Below are 3,507 nucleotides of genomic sequence, written 5' to 3'. Positions count from 1 at the left end.
GCCCGTGGCGATGCCGCACGCGCCGCAGCCGCCGCTTCGGCCACCGCCGCCGCCGATTTGCCGGAGGCCGCCGAGGCCGAAGAGTTGGTCTCGCTTGAGGAGGCCGACGCCGAGGAGAACACCGGCAAGGTCAAGGCCGTGGTTCCCGAATCGGAAGACGACATCGAGATCGACGAGACCATCGAAGACGATGACGACGACGATTCCACCTTCATTCCCGACGAGGAAGAAGGCGATGAGGACGTTACCGACATCATCGGCGACGTCGGAGGTGACGAAGAGACTTGAGATCAGCCCTGAACTGTGGTTCAGGGTCATTGCCCGCACGCTGATTTGAGGCGCTGCGATTCTACGGGGCCATAGCTCAGCTGGGAGAGCGCTTGCATGGCATGCAAGAGGTCGGCGGTTCGATCCCGCCTGGCTCCACCAGCCTTCGCTCGCTTCGCAAGCTACGGCTCGGCAAGCCACGCCGTGCCCTATCGTAGCGAAGCAAGAGAAGGCTGCCGCGGCGTAGCCCGAAGGGCGGAGCCGGGCCTCGGCAGAGCTCATAGGTCTATTGTAGGCTGAACGGCGGAGATGATCCGCCATGAAGTACGTCTACATCCTCGAAAGCCTCGATTCCCTGCACTTTTACATCGGCATCACTGACGACTTGCGTGCGCGACTAGCCAAGCACAATGCAGGTGAAGTGCCGCACACCTCGAAATACGGGCCCTGGCGCATCAAAACTTACATAGCTTTCAGCAATCAAGCTCAGGCTGTCGCATTCGAGAAATATCTGAAATCAGCCTCAGGCCGCGCCTTCGCCAAGAAGCGCCTCTAGCTCGCAACTGCCCCAGCCTTCGCTGGCTTCGCCAGCTCCGGCTCGGCAAGCCCTATCGTAGCGAAGGCTGCCGCGGCGTAGCCCGAAGGGCGGAGCCGGGCTACTCTCCCAACACCGCATTCAACCGATCGCGAAGCGCGACGATCTCGCTCTTCATCGCCATGAGTTCGCTGACCGAACAGGCTGACGCAGCCAGGATCGCCTGCGGCACCGTCCGCGCTTTCTCCCGCAGAGCCTCTCCCTTGGGCGACAGCGCGATCATCACCTGTCGCTCGTCCTCGGTGCTGCGCGTGCGCCTGATCAGTTCGGCCGCCTCCAACCGCTTCAGCAGCGGCGTCAGCGTGCCGGAATCCAGGAACAGCCGTTCACCGATGTCCTTGACCGGCACGCCATCGCGCTCCCACAGCACCAGCATCACCAGATATTGCGGATAGGTCAGGCCGAGCCGGTCGAGCAGCGGCTTGTAGACGCGATTGAAGGCATGCGCGGTGGAATACACCGCGAAGCAGAGCTGATTGTCGAGCCTGAGCGGCAGATCGGCCGAATGCTTTCTCGCCATCGTAACCTCTTCGACACGCCGCGCCGATTTGGCGTCCTAAGCGCTTGATTTCAATTGCATACAATTAAATCGCGCCATTTGCAATGAATTTATATTGCGCGCAATCAAATTGTGTGCAATATAGACGCCATCGAAACGGCAAACCCCAGGGAGACCGACATGTCCGTGAACGTGCTCTACAAGACCAGCGCCAAGGCCACCGGCGGCCGCGATGGCACCGCCGCAACTCTCGACGGCGCGCTCGACGTCAAGCTCGCCACCCCGAAGGAACTCGGCGGCGGCGGCGGCGCCGGCAACAATCCCGAGCAACTGTTCGCGGCCGGTTATGCCGCCTGCTTCATCGGCGCGATGAAATTCGTCGCTTCGCAAGGCGGTCCGAAGGTGCCTGCGGATGCCACCGTAACCTCCACCGTCGGCATCGGCCCGCGTTCGGAGGGCGGCTTTGGCCTCGACGTCGAGCTGGCCGTTTCGCTGCCCGGCGTCCCCAAGGCGGAAGCGGAAGCCCTGGTCGCTAAAGCCCATCAGGTGTGCCCTTACTCCAACGCCACGCGCGGCAATGTGGATGTGCGCCTTTCGGTCGTCTGACGGCCTCTCCGGATGGCCCGCCGCTGATATCGGCGGGCCGTTCGCCCCACGGAATTTTCGCGAGCCCGCTACGGCGGCCGCGTCATGCGCCTGTGCGCGGGACGCCATTGCCGCCGCGCCTGAAGACAGCTAGCTCAGGATTTCCATTGTCATCCTGAGCGAAGGTTTGTTTTCCATGAGTTCTTCCGGCGCAATGACCGGCCTGCGCGTGATCGATCTGACGCGCGTGCTCGGCGGCCCCTATTGCACGCAAATCCTTGCCGACCACGGCGCCGACGTCATCAAGGTCGAGCCGCCGGCCGGCGACGAAGTGCGCGACTGGGGCCCTCCGTTCCACGAGGAGGACGCGGCTTATTTCGTCGGCATCAACCGCAACAAGCGCTCGATCGGGCTCGACCTCGCCTCGGAAGGCGGGCGCGCGGTTCTGCTGAAGATGCTGGAGACCGCTGACGTCCTGATCGAGAATTTCAAGCCCGGCACGCTCGACAAATGGGGCATCGGCAACGACGTGCTGCGCGCAAAATTTCCGAAACTGGTGCATTGCCGGATTTCCGGCTTCGGCGCCGACGGCCCGCGCGGCGGCAATCCCGGCTATGACGCGATCATTCAGGCTATGACCGGCATGATCGCGGCAACCGGCTCACCCGAAAGCGGCCCGATGCGGATCGGCGTACCCCTGGTCGACATCACCACCGGGCTTTATGCCGCGATCGGTATCCTGATGGCGCTGTCGGAGCGGCAGCGTTCGGGTCTCGGCCAATTTCTCGAGACCACGCTGTACGAAACCGGCCTTGCGATCATGCACCCGCACACCGCGAATTATTTCATGCACGGCAAGCCGCCGGGGCTGACCGGCAACGAGCATCCGAATCTGGTGCCCTACGCGATCTTCCCGACCAAAACCGACGATATCTTCATCGGCGTCGGCAATGACGGCACCTTCCGCAAGCTCGCCAAGGAGATCGGCAAGCCCGAGCTTGGCACCGATCCGCGCTTTGCCCGCAACAAGGACCGCATCGCCAACCGCGATGCGCTACGCGCCGAACTCGCCGCCGTGTTCAGCCAGCACGAGGCCGAGCCGCTCTGCAATCGCCTGCTGGCGGCCGGCCTGCCGGCGGGCCCGGTGCAGAAGATCGATCAGGCGTTGACCAATCCGCATACGCTGCATCGCGGCGATATCATTACGAAGGACTGGTACAAGGGCGTCGCCTCCCCGATCCGGCTGGAGCGGACCAAGCCGAGCCTGCGGCGGACGCCGCCGAAGTTCAGCCAGCACACAGCCGAGGTGCTGGGCGAGTTCGGCTTCTCCGAGGGCGAGATCGACGCCATGGTCGCCAGCGGCGCGGTCTGCGGCTCCGAGCGCAAGCGCTAGCTACGATTCCGTCGTCGTCCCTGCGATAAGCAGGGACCCATACGCCGCGGCTTTACTTTTGGGCACTGTGGCAGTCGCCTTTCTGCGATCACACCCTGCTGTGGTTATGGGCCCCTGCGTTCGTGTTTGGTCCCGGGAGATTGGGTTGATGGAATCGGTGTAGATAGA

Annotated in this window: 5 protein-coding genes and 1 tRNA gene; 5 read left to right on the top strand and 1 reads right to left on the bottom strand. The window is 63.3% G+C overall.

Annotated elements, in window-relative coordinates; genetic code table 11:
* The 3 genes from CP49_RS14270 to CP49_RS14260 all read left to right on the top strand — a co-directional run.
* A partial coding sequence (locus CP49_RS14270; protein WP_057850877.1) for a TIGR02300 family protein occupies positions 1-288 on the top strand: 288 nt, incomplete at its 5' end.
* Between the two features lie 65 nt (positions 289-353).
* Positions 354-429 (top strand) — tRNA-Ala (locus CP49_RS14265).
* 157 nt (positions 430-586) lie between these two features.
* Entirely contained in the window at positions 587-823 is a 237-nt protein-coding gene (locus CP49_RS14260; protein WP_057850876.1) for a GIY-YIG nuclease family protein, read from the top strand.
* A gap of 100 nt (positions 824-923) precedes the next feature.
* On the opposite strand, the gene CP49_RS14255 is transcribed toward CP49_RS14260, so the two are convergent.
* On the bottom strand, positions 924-1,382 hold the full coding sequence (locus tag CP49_RS14255; protein ID WP_057850875.1) for a MarR family winged helix-turn-helix transcriptional regulator: 459 nt from the start codon (positions 1,380-1,382) through the stop codon (positions 924-926).
* Positions 1,383-1,541: 159 nt separating this feature from the next.
* Between CP49_RS14255 and CP49_RS14250 the strand changes: the two genes are divergently transcribed.
* Both CP49_RS14250 and CP49_RS14245 read left to right on the top strand, forming a co-directional pair.
* Entirely contained in the window at positions 1,542-1,967 is a 426-nt protein-coding gene (locus CP49_RS14250) for an organic hydroperoxide resistance protein (protein ID WP_057850874.1), read from the top strand.
* 175 nt (positions 1,968-2,142) lie between these two features.
* Positions 2,143-3,339 (top strand): CaiB/BaiF CoA transferase family protein, encoded by a 1,197-nt coding sequence (locus CP49_RS14245; RefSeq protein WP_057850873.1) that lies wholly within the window; start codon positions 2,143-2,145, stop codon positions 3,337-3,339.
* Positions 3,340-3,507 lie beyond the last annotated feature (168 nt).

Origin of the sequence: Bradyrhizobium valentinum (genome assembly GCF_001440405.1) — a bacterium.
In the GTDB taxonomy this organism is placed as follows: domain Bacteria; phylum Pseudomonadota; class Alphaproteobacteria; order Rhizobiales; family Xanthobacteraceae; genus Bradyrhizobium; species Bradyrhizobium valentinum.
The sequence above is the reverse complement of the archived record's forward strand: the minus strand, read 5'-3'. Positions and strand labels throughout refer to the sequence as shown.

Bases quoted from the DNA above. Each gene is read 5' to 3' on its own strand.
- CP49_RS14250 (WP_057850874.1), top strand. From the start codon at position 1,542: ATGTCCGTGAACGTGCTCTACAAGACCAGCGCCAAGGCCACCGGCGGC.
- CP49_RS14255 (WP_057850875.1), bottom strand. From the start codon at position 1,382: ATGGCGAGAAAGCATTCGGCCGATCTGCCGCTCAGGCTCGACAATCAG.
- CP49_RS14245 (WP_057850873.1), top strand. From the start codon at position 2,143: ATGAGTTCTTCCGGCGCAATGACCGGCCTGCGCGTGATCGATCTGACG.
- CP49_RS14260 (WP_057850876.1), top strand. From the start codon at position 587: ATGAAGTACGTCTACATCCTCGAAAGCCTCGATTCCCTGCACTTTTAC.